The organism is Curtobacterium guangdongense, assembly GCF_049341845.1.
GTDB lineage: Bacteria > Actinomycetota > Actinomycetes > Actinomycetales > Microbacteriaceae > Curtobacterium > Curtobacterium guangdongense.
Genome location: NZ_JBMPIT010000015.1, coordinates 1 through 17,434 on the forward strand (window position 1 = coordinate 1; position 17,434 = coordinate 17,434).

The following is a 17,434-nucleotide window of genomic DNA, read 5'->3' on the forward strand; positions in this document are numbered from 1 at the left end:
ACCACCGACCCCACACCGGACTCGGCGGCCAAACCCCATCAGATCGCGTTCACAACCTCACGGGGAACTACAGCTAGACGTCGATGCGGTCGTGGTCGAGGCCCTCGCCCGCCAGGATGAACTCCTTGCGCGGGGCCACGTCGTTGCCCATCAACAGCTCGAAGACCTTCGCGGCGCCCTCGGCATCGGACACGTTCACGCGCCGGAGCGTCCGGTGCGCGCGGTCCATCGTCGTCTCCGCCAGCTGGTCCGCGTCCATCTCGCCGAGACCCTTGTAGCGCTGGATCGGCTCCTGGTACTTCTTGCCCGACTTCTCCAGCTTCTTCAGGACCGACTGGAGTTCCTGCTCGGAGTAGGTGTACAGCGTGTCGTTCGGCTTGCCGCGGTTCACCACCACGACCCGGTGCAGCGGCGGCACGGCTGCGAACACACGCCCCTGCTCGATCATCGGTCGCATGTAGCGGAAGAAGAGGGTGAGCAGCAGCGTGCGGATGTGCGCGCCGTCGACGTCGGCGTCGGACATGATGATGACCTTGCCGTACCGGGCCTGGTCGAGCTCGAACGTCCGGCCGGAACCCGCGCCGATCACCTGGATGATCGATGCGCACTCGGCGTTCGAGAGCATGTCGGACACGGACGCCTTCTGGACGTTGAGGATCTTGCCGCGGATCGGCAACAGCGCCTGGTACTCGCTGTTGCGGGCGAGCTTGGCGGTACCGAGCGCGGAGTCGCCCTCCACGATGAAGAGCTCGGTGCCCTCCACGTCGTTCGAGCGGCAGTCGGCGAGCTTCGTCGGGAGCGACGAGTTCTCGAGCGCGTTCTTCCGGCGCTGGGTCTCCTTGTGGGCGCGCGCGGAGATACGGGACTTCATCTCCGAGACGACCTTCTCGAGCAGCGTCGCCGCCTGGGCCTTCTCGGTGCGCTGCGTCGACGTGAGGATCTCCGTCATGCGCTTCGACACGACCTGGTCGACGATCTTGCGGACCGCCGGGGTACCCAGGACTTCTTTCGTCTGGCCTTCGAACTGCGGCTCCGGCAGCCGGACGGTGAGCACGGCGGTCATGCCGGCGAGCACGTCGTCCTTGTCGAGCTTGTCCTGGCCGACCTTGAGCTTGCGGGCGTTCGCCTCGACCTGGGCCCGGACGGCCTTCATCACACCGCTCTCGAAGCCGGCCTGGTGGGTGCCGCCCTTCGGGGTCGCGATGATGTTGACGAAGCTGCGGAACACCGTCTCGTAGCCGCCGCCCCAACGGAGTGCGAGATCGACCTCGCAGGAGCGCTCGACGTCCGTGGAGACCATGTGGCCCTTGTCGTCCAACATCGGGACGGTCTCGGTGAAGGTCCCGGTGCCCTGGACGCGCCAGACGTCGGTGATCGCGGAGTCCGGCGCGAGGTGCTCGACGAACTCGCTGATGCCGCCTTCGTACCGGAAGCGCTCTACCACGGGACCGCTCTCGATCGAGACGCCGGTCGCCGCTGCACGTTCCGCCGCTGCCTGGATCGCCGCAGGGCGTTCGTCGGTGATCGTCAGCCCGAGCCCGGGGACCAGGAACGCCGTCTGGCGCGCCCGGTTCACGAGGTCGGACATGCTGAACGCGGCGTCCTTCGTGAAGATCTGCCGGTCGGCCCAGTAGCGGATGCGCGACCCGGTCACGTTCTTCTTGACCTTGCCGACCACCTTCAGCTCGCTGCCGGAGGTGAACGGCGTGAACGGCGCGTCCGGTCCGATGCCGGCAGCGTCGTCGAACACGCCGGGCTCGCCACGGTGGAACGACATCGCGTAGGTCTTGCCGTCGCGGTCGACCTCGACGTCGAGGCGCTCCGAGAGCGCGTTCACCACCGAGGCACCGACGCCGTGCAGCCCGCCGGAGGCCGCGTAGGACCCCGAACCGAACTTGCCGCCGGCGTGCAGCTTGGTGAAGACGACCTCGACACCGGTGAGGCCGGTCTTCGGTTCGACGTCGACCGGGATGCCACGAGCGGTGTCCGACACCTGCACGGAGCCGTCCGGGAACAGCCGGACCCCGATCTCGTCACCGTGCCCGGCGAGGGCTTCGTCGACCGAGTTGTCGATGATCTCCCACAGGCAGTGCATCAGCCCGCGGGAGTCGGTCGACCCGATGTACATGCCGGGACGCTTCCGTACTGCCTCGAGCCCTTCGAGGACGGAGAGATGGCGTGCGGAGTAGTCGGAGCTCACCTCCTGAGCCTACCGAGGACCCCGGACAACACCGTCGGGACACTCGGACTGGGGACAGTCGATCCGCGCTGAGCGAAATGGGGGGTCCGCAATGCGACGTATCCAGGCAGCACGTGTTGAAATGGGTGGACCATCAAGGCACCACCTGCGATCCGTGAGGAGCACAGCAATGACCCAGACCGTGCAGGACCCCTCCATCGACGAACTCAGCAGCCACCAGCTCACGGCTGCCGACCGCTGCGACAGCTGCGGGGCGCAGGCCTACATCCGAGCCACCATGGCCAGCGGTGAACTGTTCTTCTGCGCCCACCACGGCGCCGAGTTCAAGGACAAGCTCGCGGCGACCGCGATCGAGTGGCACGACGAGAGCAGCCGACTCTACGAGTCGAAGTAGGTCGCGTTCGACGCGACCGCACAGCGAACGGGAGGCCCGGTACCAGTTGGTACCGGGCCTCCCGTCATGCGTGTGGCAGGCGTTCAGGCGATGCGCTTGAACGCCTTGTCGACGTAGCGGTCGACGGTCGCGCGCGCTTCGCGCGCGTAGCGGTCGATCGTCGCGGTGCGTTCAGCATCCGGGGCGTACTCACGCCCGACACGTGCGGTCGCCGCCGCGAGGACACCGTCGGTCAGGTCCGGGTTGAGCGGCAGGAGCGGTCCCTGCGTGTGCGTCCCGAACGACGTTCCGGCGATCGCGCCCTCCACAGCGGAACCCGCCTGGTTGCCACCGCCCGAGACGACGTCGGCGAACGGCGTGACACCGGCGCCGAGCTCGATCCGGGTGGCGTGGTCCTCGAACCCGGCGAGCCGCTTCGGGGCACCGGGCAGGAGCGGGTACCGCGTCTCGAGCACGAAGTAGTTGACCCGACGCTCGGCACCCCGGACAGCCCGGGCGTCGAACACGCCGAAGCCCGCGAGCGGCGAGCCGTCGGTCGGCACGATCTCGTTCGTCGCCAGGTCGAACCCGCCACCGACGGCCACGACCGGCACACCTGCAGCCGCGAACTCGCGGAGCGGGGCACCGATACGCGCCACGTCGCTACCGAGGGAACGCATCGCGCTGAGCGGGCCGTTGCCGATCACCACGACGTCGGCCGCGGTCGGCAGGGCGTCGCCCGGTGCGTACTCGAGCACCTCGGTGGCGATGTCCGCGGCGTCGGCACGGCGGGTCAGGGCAACGACGTTGCCGCGGTCCCCCGACACCCCCATCTGACGCGGGTAGACGTGCAGGATGGTCAGGCGATCGGCCGTCATGCGGTCTTCTCCATGTCCGGGTGGCCGAGGGCCTTCCGGGCGATCATCATGATCTCGTAGTTGACGATGAAGTTCTTCGTGCCGCTGGTCGTCGCGCCGAGTCCCTGCATGAGCGCGATCGCCGCTTCGACGTCCGGCTCGACGGTGCCGATGCGGACCCCGGCGTGCTCGAGCGCGATGGCGATCTGCCACGCCTTGTCACCGGAGACGACGTCCACGTGGTCGAGCTTCGAGAAGTCGATGTCGTAGATCCACGAGATGTCCGGCGTGCCCTCGTCGATCGCCATGAGCACCTGCTCGGGGTGGTCGGGCAACGCGTCGAGGTTCAGCTGCAGACTAGCCGCGTTCTTGAACATGGTGAACTCGGCCGACTCGCCCGCGATGGGGAGTCGTTCGCCGCGGCCGTACGCCGGCTTCATCGTCGTGAACGCCTTCGTGACGGCGTCCGCGCGGAACTGCGTCCCGAGCGCGGCACTCGCCGTCGCGGTGGCGGCAGCGGCGTCGACCGCGTAGTGCAGGCCGCGCGCCGGGAGCCGGACGGGGATCGTCGCCCCGTCGAAGGCGATGGTCGCCGCGTCCCCGCGGTTCTCGACCACCTCGGCGTCGGCCGAGGTCGCCGCACGGTCGGCCGACGCGAAGTCGTCGGCGTTCTGCAGGCCGTTCGGCGCAGCCGCGACGACCTCGACGCTCGCCCCGAAGCGGAGCACACGCTGCCCGTCGACGCCGGCGTAGGCGTCGAGGAACTGGTCGTCGTGGTTCGTGATGACGTTCGCGGAGGACAGCGCCGCGGTGTCGAGCATCATCGTCGCGACGCGCTCGGTCTCGAAGAACCGGTAGAGCTGGTCCACCTGGACGTTGAGCATCGTGACGGTCGACGGCGACAGGATGCCGGCGAGCTCGACGGCGAAGGCCTCGTCGACCTCGAGGATGCCGATGTCCGCCTTGAGCCGGCCGGTCAGCGACACCTCGGACAGGAGCGCCGACGCGATCCCCTGCGGCAGGTTCGCGCCGGAGGGGTTCGTGAAGACGCGCAGACCGTGGGCGCGCACGATCTCGGAGATCATGTGCGTCGTCGTGGACTTGCCGTTGGAGCCGAGCACGAAGACGACCCCGTTCGGGAACTGCTTCGTGACGTGCTGCAGGAAGTCCGGGACGAGCTTCAGGACGATGAACCCGGGGTACGCGGATCCCCCGCCCCGCGCGCGAGCGAGGGCACGGAGGATCCGCCCGATGAGGATCGGGATGAAGAAACGCACCGGTCGGCCTACTCGAGGTAGTCGCGCAGCGACTGCGACCGCGACGGGTGGCGGAGCTTCGCCATCGTCTTGGACTCGATCTGGCGGATGCGCTCACGCGTCACGCCGAACGTGTCACCGATCTGGTCGAGCGTCTTCGGCTGGCCGTCTCCGAGACCGAAGCGCATCCGGATGACACCGGCTTCGCGCTCGGACAGGGAGTCGAGGAGGCTCTCGAGCTGCTTCTGCAGCATCGTGAAGCCCACCGCGTCGGCCGGCACGACCGCCTCGGTGTCCTCGATGAGGTCACCGAACTCCGAGTCGCCGTCTTCACCCAGCGGGGTGTGCAGCGAGATCGGCTCGCGGCCGTACTTCTGGACCTCGACGACCTTCTCCGGGGTCATGTCGAGCTCGCGGGCGAGCTCTTCCGGAGTGGGTTCGCGACCAAGGTCCTGCAGCATCTGCCGCTGGACACGCGCGAGCTTGTTGATGACCTCGACCATGTGCACCGGGATGCGGATGGTGCGGGCCTGGTCGGCCATGGCGCGCGTGATCGCCTGGCGGATCCACCACGTCGCGTAGGTCGAGAACTTGAAGCCCTTGGTGTAGTCGAACTTCTCGACCGCACGGATCAGACCCAGGTTGCCTTCCTGGATCAGGTCGAGGAACTGCATGCCACGGCCGGTGTAGCGCTTGGCGAGCGACACGACGAGGCGCAGGTTCGCGCCGAGCAGGTGCGACTTCGCGCGCTGACCGTCACGAGCCACCCAACGGAGCTCGCGCTCTTCCGGCTTCGACAGGCCCGTCGTGTGCTGCAGCTTGTCCTCGGCGAACAGGCCGGCCTCGATGCGCATCGCGAGCTCGACCTCTTGCTCCGCGTTGAGGAGCGCGACCTTGCCGATCTGCTTCAGGTAGTCCTTGACCGGGTCGGCGGTCGCGCCCGTGATCGTGGTCGAGTAGACCGGCGCTTCGTCGTCGTCGGACTGCGAGATGACGAGCGCCCCGGCTGCGACCGCGTTGGCGGCTTCGGCTGCGGCGGTCGCCGGCTTCTCCTCGGCGTCGTCCTCGGTCTCGTCCGCGTCGACCGGCTCGACGGTCTCCTCGTCCTCGACCTCGTCGTCAGCGGCCTTCTTCGTCGCCGGCTTCTTGGTCGCCGCCTTCTTGGCGGGAGCCTTCTTCGCAGGGGCCTTCTTCGCCGCAGCCTTCTTGGGCGCAGCGGTTCCGTCGGTGTCCTCGGCCGCAGCCTGGTCCACCGTGTCGGCGTTGTCCTTCGTGGGATCGATCGTCGTGCTCCGGGCAGCCATGCGATCACCTCTCTCCTCGTGCCACGTTCCTGGGGTCGTGGCGCCCCTCGCCGCTCAGGGCTTGCGCCGCAGTCCCCCGCGTCGCCGGCTCAGTCGTTCCTGGCGGCACTGCCTCTCCGGGCAGCACTAGGACCCATGTCAAGTCCCCCAACGAATCCGGCGCTCCGGAAGAGCACCTGTACACGGGGGACCCGAACGGGTCCGGGTTCATTATTGCACGGTCCGCTTCCGCAGGCGTGCAACCAGTGCAACCCACAGCGGGGCCACCCGTATTCCGTCCTCGGCGTGCATCACCGCGCGGGTCCTTCGGCGGGCGTGCAACAGCATCCCCACGCCGATCCCGACCACGACGTACTGCACGGTGAGGGCGATCCGGAAGTTCGACCACGCGAACACCGTGTCGCCCGTGACCCGCGACACGGCGTCGAGCAGCGTGCCGATCAGGAACATCATCACGAAGGCCGCCAGGAAGCCGCCGACGTTCACGACGCCGTTCGCCGAACCGAGGGAGCCCATCGGGTTGAACGACCGCGCGAAGTCGAACCCGATCAGGGACCCCGGCCCGCCGATGCCCATCGCGACGACGAGCAGGACGAGCAGCCACGTCGGCGGGTGACCAGGCCAGAGCAGCACGGCAGTCCACACGACGCCGAGCACGACGACCACGCCGAGCACCAGGTTCGATCGACGGAACGGGAACCGGGCGCACAGCACGCCGAGGATCGGACCGACGACGAAGCCCACGACGACGATGACGGTCAGGAACGCAGCGGCCTCCGTCGCGGAGTAGCCGAGCCCGCGGAGCATCGGGACGCCCCAGAGCAGGCTGAAGACGGTGCCGGACGACTGCGTGACGTAGTGCGACCAGAAGCCGAGTTGGGTCCCCGGTCGACGGAGGGCGTGCCCGAACGTCCGGAACGCACCGCCCCACGAGTGCGGCAGCGGGATCGTGTCGGTGCGCACGGGCACGGGGCCGTTCCGGACGAACACGAACGCCAGGACCAGCCCGACGGCGCTCGCGGCCGCGGCGACACCGAACGCGACCGACCACCCGGCGGTGTGCAGGAGCAGGGCGAACGGGAACGCGGAGGCGATCTGCCCGACCTGCCCGAGGTTGCCCGTCCACTGCGAGATCTGCGGCAGGATGCGCCCGCTGAACCACATCGGGAGCAGACGGATCACCGAGATGAAGGTCATCGCGTCCCCCGCACCGACGAACACCCTGCCGACGATCGCCGGCCCGATCGTCGGCGACACCGCCACGATCGCCTGCCCCACCACGAGGAGCAGTGCCCCGAGCAGGACGAGTCGGCGCGGGCCGATGCGGTCGAGCGTGATGCCGACCGGGATCTGCAGCCCCGCGTAGACGGCGATCTGGACGACCGCGAGCGTGGAGAGGACCGCAGCGGAGACCGCGAAGCGGTCCTGCGCGTCGACGCCGGACACGCCCAGCGAGGACCGCTGGACCACCGCCAGGACGTACGCGAGCACCGCGACGCCCCAGACGACGAAGGCACGGCGGGAGTTCACCCGACCAGGCTATCGGCGCGGCCCCGCCGCCGAGACGGGCTGTGGAGAACGCGCGATGCGCGCCAGACGTGTGCACAGCCTCCAGGCCGGCCGGGAGGACCGGTGCGCGATCGCGACGTCCGTCGCGGACCGCGGATGGTCCGGTCTCAGTCCTCGCTCGCGTCGCCGTCGACGCGACGGTCCGCCAGGAAGCGTTCCAGCTCGGCGGCGATCGAGTCCGCCGTCGGGACCTCGCCGTCGACGTTGGTCAGCGGCGACGAGACGGAGTTGCCCTCCATGTAGGTGTCGTGCCGTTCCTCGAGCGCGCCGACCAGGCGCTGCAGCTCGGCGTTGCCGGCCACCTGCTCGTCGACCCGCGCGATGAACTCACGTCCTTCCTCGCGGAGGGCGTCCGTCGGGAAGATCAGCCCCGTCGACGCGGAGATGCCGGACAGCGCCGCGACGGCCGCGTCCGGGAACTCGGTGTCGGACAGGTAGTGCGGGACGAGGAGCACGAGGCCGGTGACCTGCTGGTCGAGTTCGGTCAGCCGGTGCTCGACGAGGTGCAGCACGTTCGCCGGCGCCTGCGTCTGCGGCTTCCAGACGCTCATCGACTCGATGAGGTTGGCTCGCGTGCCGGACACCGTCAGGCTGATCGGCCGGGTGTGCGGCACCGGCATCGGGATCGACTGCACCCACGTGGTGTCGACGACCTGGAGCTCGGCGGCGAGCTCGGTGACCGCGCGCACGAACCGGTTCCACTGGAAGTCCGGCTCGTACCCCGAGAGGAAGAGGAAGGGCTGGCCGAGCTCGTCGCGGACGAGGTGCAGCGCGAGGCGCGGCGGTTCCACGTCGCTGATGTGGTCGTGCTCGAAGGTGATGACCGGGCGACGCGCACGCCAGTCGAGCAGGACGTCGGGGTCGAACTCCGCGACCAGGCGGGTGTCCAACCGCTCGAGGATCGACGTGGTCACCTGCGCGACGGCCGAACCGGCGTCCGCGAACCCGGTGAGCCCGGCGACGAGGTGCAGGCCTGCCGGCACCGTCGGGGCGGACTCGTCGAACGTGTAGAGGTCCTCGGGGTGGTTCACCGTCCCCATGCTAGGCGGGCGGTTCGTCCACACCTGCTGTGCAGCCCACGCCGACAGCGAACACCGCGTGGATAGGGTTGGAGCATGGTCCGACCGACGCTCTCCACCGACAGTTCATCCCCCTCCTCGATCGCCGCCGACGTGCTCGTCGTCGGCGTCCGCCCCGGTACCGATGGCGCTCCGGCGACCGTCGTGTCGCCCGCCACGGGTGCGGTCGCCGCGCTCGACGGGCTCGACCTCGCCGCGATCGGCGCGTCGGGTTCCAAGGACCAGCTCGTCCGCATCCCCGCGACCGGAGTCGACGCGTCGAGCATCGCGCTCGTCGGACTCGGTTCCGCCACCGACGCCGCAGCCGTCCGCGCCGCAGCCGGCAGCGCCGTCCGCCAGCTCCCCCAGGCGTCGTCGATCGTGCTCGCGCTGCCCACCGACACTGACGAGCTCGTCGCCGCCGCGTTGGAAGGCGCTGCGCTCGGCGCGTACTCCTTCACGCGGCACAAGGGCACGGGGACCACCGGCCCGCAGCGGGGCGACCAGTCGATCACCGTGCTGGCCACGTCGGCGTCGGCCGATGCCGCCGTCCGTCCGGCGATCGTCGCCGACGCGGCCGCGCTCGTCCGCGACCTCGTCAACACCACCGCAGGTGACCTCGGGCCGTCCGAGGTGGCCGACGTCGCGACCGACCTCGCGTCCGACCTGCCGCTCACCGTCGAGGTCCTCGACGAGACCACGCTGGCCGAGCAGGGCTTCGGCGGCATCCTCGGCGTCGGCGCCGGGTCGGTCCGTCCGCCGCGGCTCGTCGTCGTCCGGTACGCGCCGTCGACCGCGACGAAGCACCTCGCCCTCGTCGGCAAGGGCATCACGTTCGACTCCGGGGGGCTCTCGCTGAAGCCCGCCGCCTCGATGCTCGGCATGAAGACCGACATGACCGGTGCCGCCACCGTGCTCGCCACCACCGTCGCGGCCGCGCGCCTGGGCCTCGACGTCAAGGTGACGGCCTGGCTCTGCCTCGCCGAGAACATGCCGTCCGGCTCGGCGACCCGCCCCGGCGACGTCCTCACCCTCAAGAACGGCAAGACGGTCGAGGTGACCAACACCGACGCCGAGGGTCGCCTCGTGCTCGGTGACGCCCTGGTCGCCGCGACGCTCGAGCAGCCGGACGCCGTCGTCGACGTCGCCACGCTCACCGGCGCGCAGGTCGTCGCACTCGGCGACCGGACCACCGGCCTGATGGGCACCGACGCGCTCGTCGCGCAGCTGCAGGCGGTCGCGGCGTCCGTCGCGGAGCCCATCTGGCCGATGCCGCTCCCCGAGGAACTCGACGCGCGACTCGCCAGCGAGGTCGCCGACATGGTGAACGCCACGGTCGGCAACCCGGCGGGCGGCATGCTGCTCGCCGGCAAGTTCCTCGAGCGGTTCGTCGAGGGCGACGTGCCGTGGGCGCACCTCGACATCGCCGGTCCGTCCGAGAACAAGGGCGCCGGCTACGGGTGGCTCGGCAAGGGCGCCACCGGCGTGATGGTCCGGACACTCATCGCACTCGCAGAAGAGCTCCAGTCCAAGTAGTAGGTTTGGTTCCGGCGGGGCGGGCGTGTTCTGCGCGTCCCCCGTCGGAACGGACGGGACGGGACCGGAACCATGCGGTCCGACCGTCGGGCACCGCCGCCGCGGTGTCCATGCACGGGTCCGGACCCACCAGAACCGGGCCCGGGCTCACACGCACGAGGGAGTTGCACCAGGTGACGGAACAGACTTACGACGTCGTGGTCCTCGGTGGCGGCAGCGGCGGGTACGCCGCAGCGCTGCGGTCGGCCGAGCTCGGCATGAGCGTCGCGCTCATCGAGGGGGACAAGCTCGGAGGGACGTGCCTGCACCGCGGCTGCATCCCGACGAAGGCGCTCCTCCACGCGGCCGAGATCGCCGACGGCACCCGTGAGGCCGAGAAGTACGGCGTCATCGCCGAGTTCGCCGGCGTCGAGGTCCCGAAGGTCATCGAGTACCAGCAGGGCGTCATCAACTCGAAGTACAAGGGTCTGCAGGGCCTCATCAAGGCCCGCGGCATCACCGTGGTCGAGGGCTGGGGCAAGCTCACCTCGCAGAACACCGTGCAGGTCGGCGACCAGACCATCACGGGCAAGAACGTCGTCCTCGCGACCGGCTCCTACTCGAAGTCCCTCCCAGGGCTCGAGATCGGCGGCCGCGTGATCACCTCCGAGACCGCGCTCCGCATGGACTACGTCCCGAACAAGGTCGTCATCCTCGGTGGCGGCGTCATCGGCGTCGAGTTCGCGAGCGTCTGGAAGTCCTTCGGCGCCGAGGTCACGATCGTCGAGGCGCTCCCCCACCTCATCCCGGCCGAGGACGAGTCGATGTCGAAGCAGCTCGAGCGGGCCTTCCGCAAGCGCGGCATCGAGTTCTCGCTCGGTGTCCGCTTCCAGGGCGTGGAGCAGCACGAGAACGGCGTCGTCGTCACCCTCGAGGACGGCAAGACCTTCGACGGTGACGTGCTCCTGGTCGCCGTCGGCCGCGGCCCCGTCACGCAGAACGTCGGCTTCGACGAGGTCGGCGTCACGATGGACCGTGGCTTCGTCACCACGAACGAGCGCCTCGCGACCAACCTGCCGAACGTCTACGCCGTCGGCGACATCGTCCCCGGCCTGCAGCTCGCCCACCGCGGGTTCCAGCAGGGCATCTTCGTCGCCGAGGAGATCGCCGGCCTGAACCCGGTGATCATCGAGGACAAGAACATCCCGAAGATCACGTACTCCGACCCCGAGGTCGCGTCCGTCGGACTCTCGCAGGCCAAGGCCGAGGCCGAGTACGGCGCCGACAAGGTGGACTCGTACGAGTACAACCTCGCGGGCAACGGGAAGAGCCACATCATCGGCACCTCCGGCTCGATCAAGGTCGTCCGCGTCGTCGACGGTCCCGTCGTCGGCGTCAGCATGATCGGCGCCCGTGTCGGCGAGCTCATCGGCGAGGCACAGCTCGCCGTGAACTGGGAGGCGCACCCCGAGGACGTCGCCCCGCTCATCCACGCGCACCCGACGCAGAACGAAGCGCTCGGCGAGGCGTTCCTGCACCTCGCGGGCAAGCCGCTCCACGCACTGTGAGCGCGCGCACCGTGACAACGACACCAACCACCACGAACCACCCCTGCGAAGAGGAGTCCCACCGATGAGCGAATCCGTCAACCTCCCGGCGCTCGGCGAGAGCGTCACCGAGGGCACGGTGACCCGATGGCTGAAGAACGTCGGTGACCGGGTCGAGGTCGACGAGCCGCTGCTCGAGGTCTCGACCGACAAGGTCGACACCGAGATCCCGTCGCCGATCGCCGGCGTCGTCGAGGAGATCCTCGTCCAAGAAGACGAGACCGTCGAAGTCGGCACCGCGCTGGTGAAGATCGGCGACGGCGCGTCCGACGGCGGCTCGTCCGACGGCGGTTCGTCCGACGCGGAGTCGTCCGAGTCGAACGAGGCAGCTGCCGAGGAGGCCGAGCCCGAGGCCGCCCCGAGCACCGAGCAGGAGTCCGAGACCCCCGCTCCGCAGCCGACCGAGCCCGAGCCTGCCCCCGCCGGTCAGACGCAGCCCGCCGCCCCCGCGGCCCCGGCAGCGCCGCCCGCAGCAGCCCCGGTCCCCCAGGCCGCTCCGGTCCCGCCGCCCGCAGCAGCTCCGGCCCCGCCGGCCGCCGTCCCGGCTCCGGCCGCCGCGGTCGCCAGCGCGCCCACCGCGTCCGCTGAGGTCCCGAACCCCACGCAGACGGGTGCCGCCTCCGGCTACGTCACGCCGCTCGTCCGCAAGCTCGCGAACGAGCAGGGCGTCGACCTGTCCACCGTCACCGGCACCGGTGTCGGCGGTCGCATCCGCAAGGAGGACGTGCTCGCCGCCGTCTCGGCCGCTCCGGCAGCCGGTGGCTCGGCAGCACCCGCGGCTGCGTCCGGCCCGTTCGTCGCGGAGGTGTCGCCGCTGCGTGGCACCCGCGAGAAGATGACGCGCCTCCGCAAGGTCGTCGCCGAGCGTGCCGTGCAGTCGATGACCTCGACCGCGCAGCTCACCAGCGTCGTCGAGGTGGACGTCACGAAGGTCGCGCAGTTCCGGGACGCCAACAAGGCGGAGTTCCTCGAGAAGACCGGTTCGAAGCTCTCCTTCATGCCGTTCTTCGCCCTGGCGGCGTCCGAGGCGCTGAAGGCCCACCCGAAGATCAACTCCACGGTGGAGGGCGAGGAGATCGTCTACCCGGAGACCGAGAACGTCTCGATCGCCGTGGACACCGAGCGCGGTCTGCTCACCCCCGTGATCAAGGACGCCGCGTCGCTGAACCTGGCGCAGTTCTCGCAGTCGATCGCCGACCTCGCCGAGCGCACCCGGAACAACCAGCTCAAGCCCGACGAGCTCGCCGGCGGCACGTTCACGCTGACCAACACCGGTTCGCGCGGCGCGCTGTTCGACACTCCGGTGGTGTTCCTCCCGCAGTCGGCCATCCTCGGCACCGGCATCGTCACGAAGCGCCCGGCGGTCGTGAAGGTCGACGGGCAGGAAGCGATCGCGATCCGTTCGTTCGTGTACCTGGCGCTGTCGTACGACCACCGGATCATCGACGGTGCGGACGCCTCGCGGTACCTCGTCGCGGTGAAGAACCGCCTCGAAGAGGGCAACTTCGGTCCGAACCTCGGGTACTGACCCGCGGCTCCGGCCCGACCGACGGCCCCGTCTCCCCTCGTGGGAGCCGGGGCCGTCGGCGTTCGTGTGCGGTCGCCGCGCGCACGGTCCGCTCACGGGCTCGAGACCGCGAAGACGCCGGCCACGGCGAGACCGGTCGCGACCACGAGTCCGACGACCAGCCGCCGCACCGGGAGCTTCCCGCCACCTGGTACCGGGACTCCGTCGAGGACCCAGCCGCGGAGGCGCGCGACCAGCTCGTCGCGGGGCGGCGGGGTGGGCTCGACGAAGTCGAAGTCGTCGCGAGGCGGGTCCCAGCGCACCGGTCGCGGCGCCGCAGTGCTCCGGACGACGCGCAGCAGCTCCCGGGCTTCCGAAACGCCTCCACCGATCGCTTCTGCCACCGCGGTGTCGAGGGCCGGGTGACACGGCGCGCGCGGGTCGACCCGCTCCCAGACCGTCCGCACAGCGTGCAGGAGCGCGGTCGCGCCAGCGGTCTCCGAGGTCCGGACGATCCGGCTGCCGGTCAGGTCCACGGCGTCCGGCGGATGGTCGACGAGCACGGTGACACCGGCGTCGTCCACGAGGACGTCGTCCGCCCGTGCGACCCCGAGCACGAGGGCCCCGGAGACGGCGTCGACGACGAGGTCGAGCATCGGCACGGTCAGCGTGACCGCGACGCCGACCGTCGGCTGCCCGATCCGTTCGAGCGCATCGGGCAGCGGTGTGCCACGGACTGGCCCCGTGTGCACGACGAGCCGCCCGTCGGCACCGCGACCGACCTCGGTGACACGGACGCAGTGCACCGGGTCGGCCGCGGAGCGGTCGGCCACCCAGGTGGCGAAGGGGCCGGAGTCGGGTCCGGTCCACCAGTGTTCGAGCGTGATCGCGTCCATGGTGACCAGCGTTGCGGAGGCCGGACGAGCCTCCAGGCCCAGTGCGACCGACTGTGGAGAACCGCGTTCGCCCACAGCCTGATCACGGGCGGTCCACGGGAAGCCCGCCAGGCCGTATCCTGGGAGCATGGCACGCAGCAGTTCGACGGACACGAAGGCGAAGGAGCCGGGGCGTCTCAAGCAGATGTACCAGGTCTTCCAGATGACGCGTCGGGCGGACCCGACGTCGATCTGGTGGTTCGCGGCGGCGTTCGTCGTGCCCGTCGTGCTCGGTGTGCTGCTCGCACTCCTGCTGCCGGGCCAGAACTGGCTCGCGGTCGTCCTGTGGATCGTCGCCGGGGTCCTCCTCGGTGTGCTGCTGTTCCTCATCGTCCTCGGACGTCTGGCGGAACGCGCCGCGTACTCGCAGATCGACGGGCAGCCCGGAGCCGTCGGCGCTGTGCTCTCGAACTCCCTCCGTCGCCAGTGGCGCTCCAGCGAGATGCCGGTCGCGGTGCACGGACGGTCGCAGGCCGCTGTCTACCGCGCAGTCGGCACTCCCGGCGTCGTGCTCATCACCGAGGGCCAGCTCGGCAACCTGACGCGCCAGGTCGACGAAGAGCGCCGCAAGGTCCAGCGCATCGTGCCGAACGTCCCCATCCATGTCGTCCACGTCGGCGACGGCAAGGACGCCGTGACCCTGCACAAGCTCCCCCGCGCGATGAACAAGTTCAAGAAGTCGCTCAACCGCAACGAGGTCCTCGCGGTCGCGAACCGCCTCGACTCGCTCACGCAGAACCCGGCGTCCGCGATCCCGAAGGGCATCGACCCGACGCGGGTCCGCGCTGGTCGCCCGCGCTGAGTCGCACCCCACGCACCACGAACGCCCCCGGCCACAGCGGCCGGGGGCGTTCTGCGTGTGGAGGTCGCGTCAGCGGCGCCGATGCGTCCCCGAGATCGCACTTGGTGTCGCTTTCGTGCGGCGATACCGACATGGAGCGCGATCTCGGCGCCGGCCCTCGCGGCATGCGCGCCGGCGGCTGCGCGCGCCCCGGCGCACCTCGAGCGTCAGCGGCGGACGAGCACCGTGCCGGCCGCGGCGTCGTGCAGGGGCCGACCGTCCTTCGCGTGGATGAGGACCGGGATCACGACACACAGCAGCACCGTACGGACCACCGGGCGCCAGACCCCGACGTAGCCCCCGCGGATCGGGACGACCCGGAGCCCCACGCACACGTGCCCGAACGAGCCGGACAGCAGCGCGATGAACAGCACCTGCAGCGCGGCGAAGATCCCGAGCGTCACGAAGTTGCCCGCCGCGCCGTACGTCCCGATCGCGAGCGAGATGACCGAGGCGAGCGCCCAGTCGATCGCGAGCCCACCGAGCCGCCGACCGAACCCGCCCATCGAGCGGGGCCCCGATTCCGGAAGCCCGAGGACCTTGCCCGGCCAGTCCCCCGCACCGTGTGCGGCGGCGGCTGACGAGGACGGAGTGGAACGGGCCATGCTCCAAGGGTAGGCGACAGCAGGTGCGTAACACGCCGGAAACAACCCAGTCACGTCCGGGAAACCCCGTGTCAATAGCCTCGTCGGAGAGTGCACCCGCTGCACCCCCACATCACCCAAACCCCCAGGAGATCGACACACATGTTCAGCGATTCCTCCGAGGTCCTGGCCTTCATCAAGGACACGGACGTCAAGTTCCTCGACATCCGATTCACCGACCTGCCCGGCGTGCAGCAGCACTTCAACATCCCGGCTTCCACGGTCGACGAGGACTTCTTCTCGGTCGGTCAGCTCTTCGACGGCTCCTCGATCCGCGGCTTCGCGTCGATCCACGAGTCCGACATGCAGCTCATCCCTGACGTGACGACGGCGTACATCGACCAGTTCCGCGCCGAGCGCACGCTGATCATGATCTTCGACATCTACAACCCGCGGAACGGCGAGATCTACGGCCGCGACCCGCGCCAGGTCGCCAAGAAGGCGGAGAAGTACCTCGCGTCGACGGGCATCGCGGACACCGCGTTCTTCGCCCCCGAGGCCGAGTTCTACATCTTCGACGACGTCCGCTACTCGGTCACCCAGAACAAGTCCTTCTACTCGGTCGACTCCGAAGAGGGCGCCTGGAACACCGGCCGCGAGGAAGAGGGCGGCAACCTCGCCAACAAGACCCCCTACAAGGGCGGCTACTTCCCGGTATCCCCGGTCGACAAGACCGCCGACCTCCGCGACGACATCACCCTCAAGCTGATCGAGGCGGGCTTCGAGCTCGAGCGCTCGCACCACGAGGTGGGCACCGGCGGCCAGCAGGAGATCAACTACAAGTTCGACACGATGGTCCACGCCGCGGACGACATCCTGAAGTTCAAGTACATCGTCAAGAACACGGCTGACCAGTGGGGCAAGGTCGCCACGTTCATGCCGAAGCCGCTCTTCGGTGACAACGGGTCGGGCATGCACACCCACCAGTCGCTCTGGAACGACGGCAAGCCGCTGTTCTACGACGAGAACGGCTACGGCGGCCTGTCCGACGTCGCGCGCTGGTACATCGGCGGCATCCTGAAGCACGCCTCGGCGCTGCTCGCGTTCACCAACCCGTCGATCAACTCCTACCACCGCCTGGTGAAGGGCTTCGAGGCCCCGGTCAACCTGGTCTACTCGGCGGGCAACCGCTCGGCGGCGATCCGCATCCCGATCACGGGCACCAACCCGAAGGCCAAGCGCATCGAGTTCCGCGCGCCCGACGCCTCCGGCAACCCGTACCTCGCCTTCGCGGCGCAGCTCATGGCGGGCCTCGACGGCATCCAGAACCGCATCGAGCCGCACGAGCCCGTCGACAAGGACCTCTACGAGCTCCCCCCGGAGGAGGCCAAGGGCATCCCTCAGGTCCCCGGCTCGCTCGACGAGGCGCTCGACGCGCTCGAGGCCGACCACGAGTTCCTCACGAAGGGCAACGTCTTCACCGAGGACCTCATCCAGACCTGGATCGACTACAAGCGCGAGAACGAGATCCTCCCGCTCGCGCAGCGTCCGCACCCGTTCGAGTACGAGCTGTACTTCGGCGTCTGAGTTCCACACACACGAAGGGCCCCGCACCGTCAGGTGCGGGGCCCTTCCGCATGCACGGTCCGACCCATCACGACTGCAATGGGATGCCGAATCGCGCGTAGGAGGCCGGAACGCCCTGCCTCCTACGCGCGTTACGGTACGTAACGCGCGATTCGGCCCAGCGGGGCGCGCGACAGGACCGCCTGGAGGCCCGGTGCCGGTCCGCCGGGCCGGCACCGGGCCTCCAGGCGGTCGCCCCGTG

General features: G+C 69.7%; 14 protein-coding genes. 6 read left to right on the forward strand and 8 right to left on the reverse strand.

The window, feature by feature from the left end:
- Positions 1 to 73: 73 nt before the first annotated feature.
- A complete protein-coding gene (locus ACO0E1_RS17590; protein ID WP_422875347.1) occupies positions 74 to 2,200 on the reverse strand; it encodes a DNA gyrase/topoisomerase IV subunit B in 2,127 nt (708 codons plus the stop codon).
- A gap of 169 nt (positions 2,201 to 2,369) precedes the next feature.
- On the opposite strand from ACO0E1_RS17590, the gene ACO0E1_RS17595 reads away from it, so the two are divergent.
- On the forward strand, positions 2,370 to 2,594 hold the full coding sequence (locus ACO0E1_RS17595; RefSeq protein WP_281264389.1) for a DUF7455 domain-containing protein: 225 nt from the start codon (positions 2,370 to 2,372) through the stop codon (positions 2,592 to 2,594).
- 83 nt (positions 2,595 to 2,677) lie between these two features.
- On the opposite strand, the gene ACO0E1_RS17600 is transcribed toward ACO0E1_RS17595, so the two are convergent.
- The 5 genes from ACO0E1_RS17600 to ACO0E1_RS17620 form a co-directional block, all read right to left on the reverse strand.
- Positions 2,678 to 3,451 (reverse strand): type 1 glutamine amidotransferase, encoded by a 774-nt coding sequence (locus tag ACO0E1_RS17600; protein ID WP_422875348.1) that lies wholly within the window; start codon positions 3,449 to 3,451, stop codon positions 2,678 to 2,680.
- Positions 3,448 to 4,707 carry a MurT ligase domain-containing protein gene (locus tag ACO0E1_RS17605; protein ID WP_422875349.1) on the reverse strand — a complete coding sequence of 420 codons (1,260 nt, stop codon included), beginning with the start codon at positions 4,705 to 4,707 and terminating at the stop codon, positions 3,448 to 3,450. The genes ACO0E1_RS17600 and ACO0E1_RS17605 overlap by 4 nt, the downstream gene beginning before the upstream one ends.
- 8 nt (positions 4,708 to 4,715) lie before the next feature.
- Positions 4,716 to 5,990, reverse strand: a complete 1,275-nt coding sequence (locus tag ACO0E1_RS17610; protein WP_422875350.1) for an RNA polymerase sigma factor — start codon at positions 5,988 to 5,990, stop codon at positions 4,716 to 4,718.
- Positions 5,991 to 6,200: 210 nt separating this feature from the next.
- Entirely contained in the window at positions 6,201 to 7,520 is a 1,320-nt protein-coding gene (locus ACO0E1_RS17615; RefSeq protein WP_422875351.1) for an MFS transporter, read from the reverse strand.
- Positions 7,521 to 7,666: 146 nt separating this feature from the next.
- The gene (locus ACO0E1_RS17620; protein WP_422875352.1) at positions 7,667 to 8,599 is read right to left on the reverse strand and encodes a proteasome assembly chaperone family protein; all 933 of its coding nucleotides are present in this window, start codon (positions 8,597 to 8,599) and stop codon (positions 7,667 to 7,669) included.
- A 75-nt stretch (positions 8,600 to 8,674) separates the two neighbouring features.
- Between ACO0E1_RS17620 and ACO0E1_RS17625 the strand changes: the two genes are divergently transcribed.
- The 3 genes from ACO0E1_RS17625 to sucB all read left to right on the forward strand — a co-directional run bounded on the left by ACO0E1_RS17625 (position 8,675) and on the right by sucB (position 13,267).
- Complete coding sequence (locus ACO0E1_RS17625; RefSeq protein WP_422875353.1) at positions 8,675 to 10,153, forward strand: leucyl aminopeptidase; 1,479 nt, start codon at positions 8,675 to 8,677, stop codon at positions 10,151 to 10,153.
- A 173-nt stretch (positions 10,154 to 10,326) separates the two neighbouring features.
- Positions 10,327 to 11,700, forward strand: coding sequence for a dihydrolipoyl dehydrogenase (gene lpdA / locus ACO0E1_RS17630; protein ID WP_281264381.1), 1,374 nt, complete (start codon positions 10,327 to 10,329; stop codon positions 11,698 to 11,700).
- 64 nt (positions 11,701 to 11,764) lie between these two features.
- Entirely contained in the window at positions 11,765 to 13,267 is a 1,503-nt protein-coding gene (gene sucB, locus ACO0E1_RS17635; RefSeq protein WP_422875354.1) for a 2-oxoglutarate dehydrogenase, E2 component, dihydrolipoamide succinyltransferase, read from the forward strand.
- Between the two features lie 92 nt (positions 13,268 to 13,359).
- On the opposite strand, the gene ACO0E1_RS17640 is transcribed toward sucB, so the two are convergent.
- The gene (locus ACO0E1_RS17640; protein ID WP_422875355.1) at positions 13,360 to 14,142 is read right to left on the reverse strand and encodes a hypothetical protein; all 783 of its coding nucleotides are present in this window, start codon (positions 14,140 to 14,142) and stop codon (positions 13,360 to 13,362) included.
- 127 nt (positions 14,143 to 14,269) lie between these two features.
- On the opposite strand from ACO0E1_RS17640, the gene ACO0E1_RS17645 reads away from it, so the two are divergent.
- On the forward strand, positions 14,270 to 14,983 hold the full coding sequence (locus ACO0E1_RS17645) for a DUF4191 domain-containing protein (RefSeq protein WP_422875356.1): 714 nt from the start codon (positions 14,270 to 14,272) through the stop codon (positions 14,981 to 14,983).
- Between the two features lie 206 nt (positions 14,984 to 15,189).
- Here the strand turns inward: ACO0E1_RS17645 and ACO0E1_RS17650 are convergent, their stop codons facing one another.
- Positions 15,190 to 15,627, reverse strand: a complete 438-nt coding sequence (locus ACO0E1_RS17650) for an RDD family protein (protein WP_422875357.1) — start codon at positions 15,625 to 15,627, stop codon at positions 15,190 to 15,192.
- 141 nt (positions 15,628 to 15,768) lie between these two features.
- Between ACO0E1_RS17650 and glnA the strand changes: the two genes are divergently transcribed.
- Positions 15,769 to 17,193 (forward strand): type I glutamate--ammonia ligase, encoded by a 1,425-nt coding sequence (gene glnA, locus ACO0E1_RS17655; protein WP_413602062.1) that lies wholly within the window; start codon positions 15,769 to 15,771, stop codon positions 17,191 to 17,193.
- Positions 17,194 to 17,434: the final 241 nt, after the last annotated feature.

Coding starts and splice junctions, on each gene's coding strand:
- ACO0E1_RS17595 (WP_281264389.1), top strand. CDS start 2,370: ATGACCCAGACCGTGCAGGACCCCTCCATCGACGAACTCAGCAGCCAC.
- ACO0E1_RS17600 (WP_422875348.1), bottom strand. CDS start 3,451: ATGACGGCCGATCGCCTGACCATCCTGCACGTCTACCCGCGTCAGATG.
- ACO0E1_RS17610 (WP_422875350.1), bottom strand. CDS start 5,990: ATGGCTGCCCGGAGCACGACGATCGATCCCACGAAGGACAACGCCGAC.
- ACO0E1_RS17620 (WP_422875352.1), bottom strand. CDS start 8,599: ATGGGGACGGTGAACCACCCCGAGGACCTCTACACGTTCGACGAGTCC.
- ACO0E1_RS17625 (WP_422875353.1), top strand. CDS start 8,675: ATGGTCCGACCGACGCTCTCCACCGACAGTTCATCCCCCTCCTCGATC.
- sucB (WP_422875354.1), top strand. CDS start 11,765: ATGAGCGAATCCGTCAACCTCCCGGCGCTCGGCGAGAGCGTCACCGAG.
- ACO0E1_RS17640 (WP_422875355.1), bottom strand. CDS start 14,142: ATGGACGCGATCACGCTCGAACACTGGTGGACCGGACCCGACTCCGGC.
- ACO0E1_RS17645 (WP_422875356.1), top strand. CDS start 14,270: ATGGCACGCAGCAGTTCGACGGACACGAAGGCGAAGGAGCCGGGGCGT.
- ACO0E1_RS17650 (WP_422875357.1), bottom strand. CDS start 15,627: ATGGCCCGTTCCACTCCGTCCTCGTCAGCCGCCGCCGCACACGGTGCG.
- glnA (WP_413602062.1), top strand. CDS start 15,769: ATGTTCAGCGATTCCTCCGAGGTCCTGGCCTTCATCAAGGACACGGAC.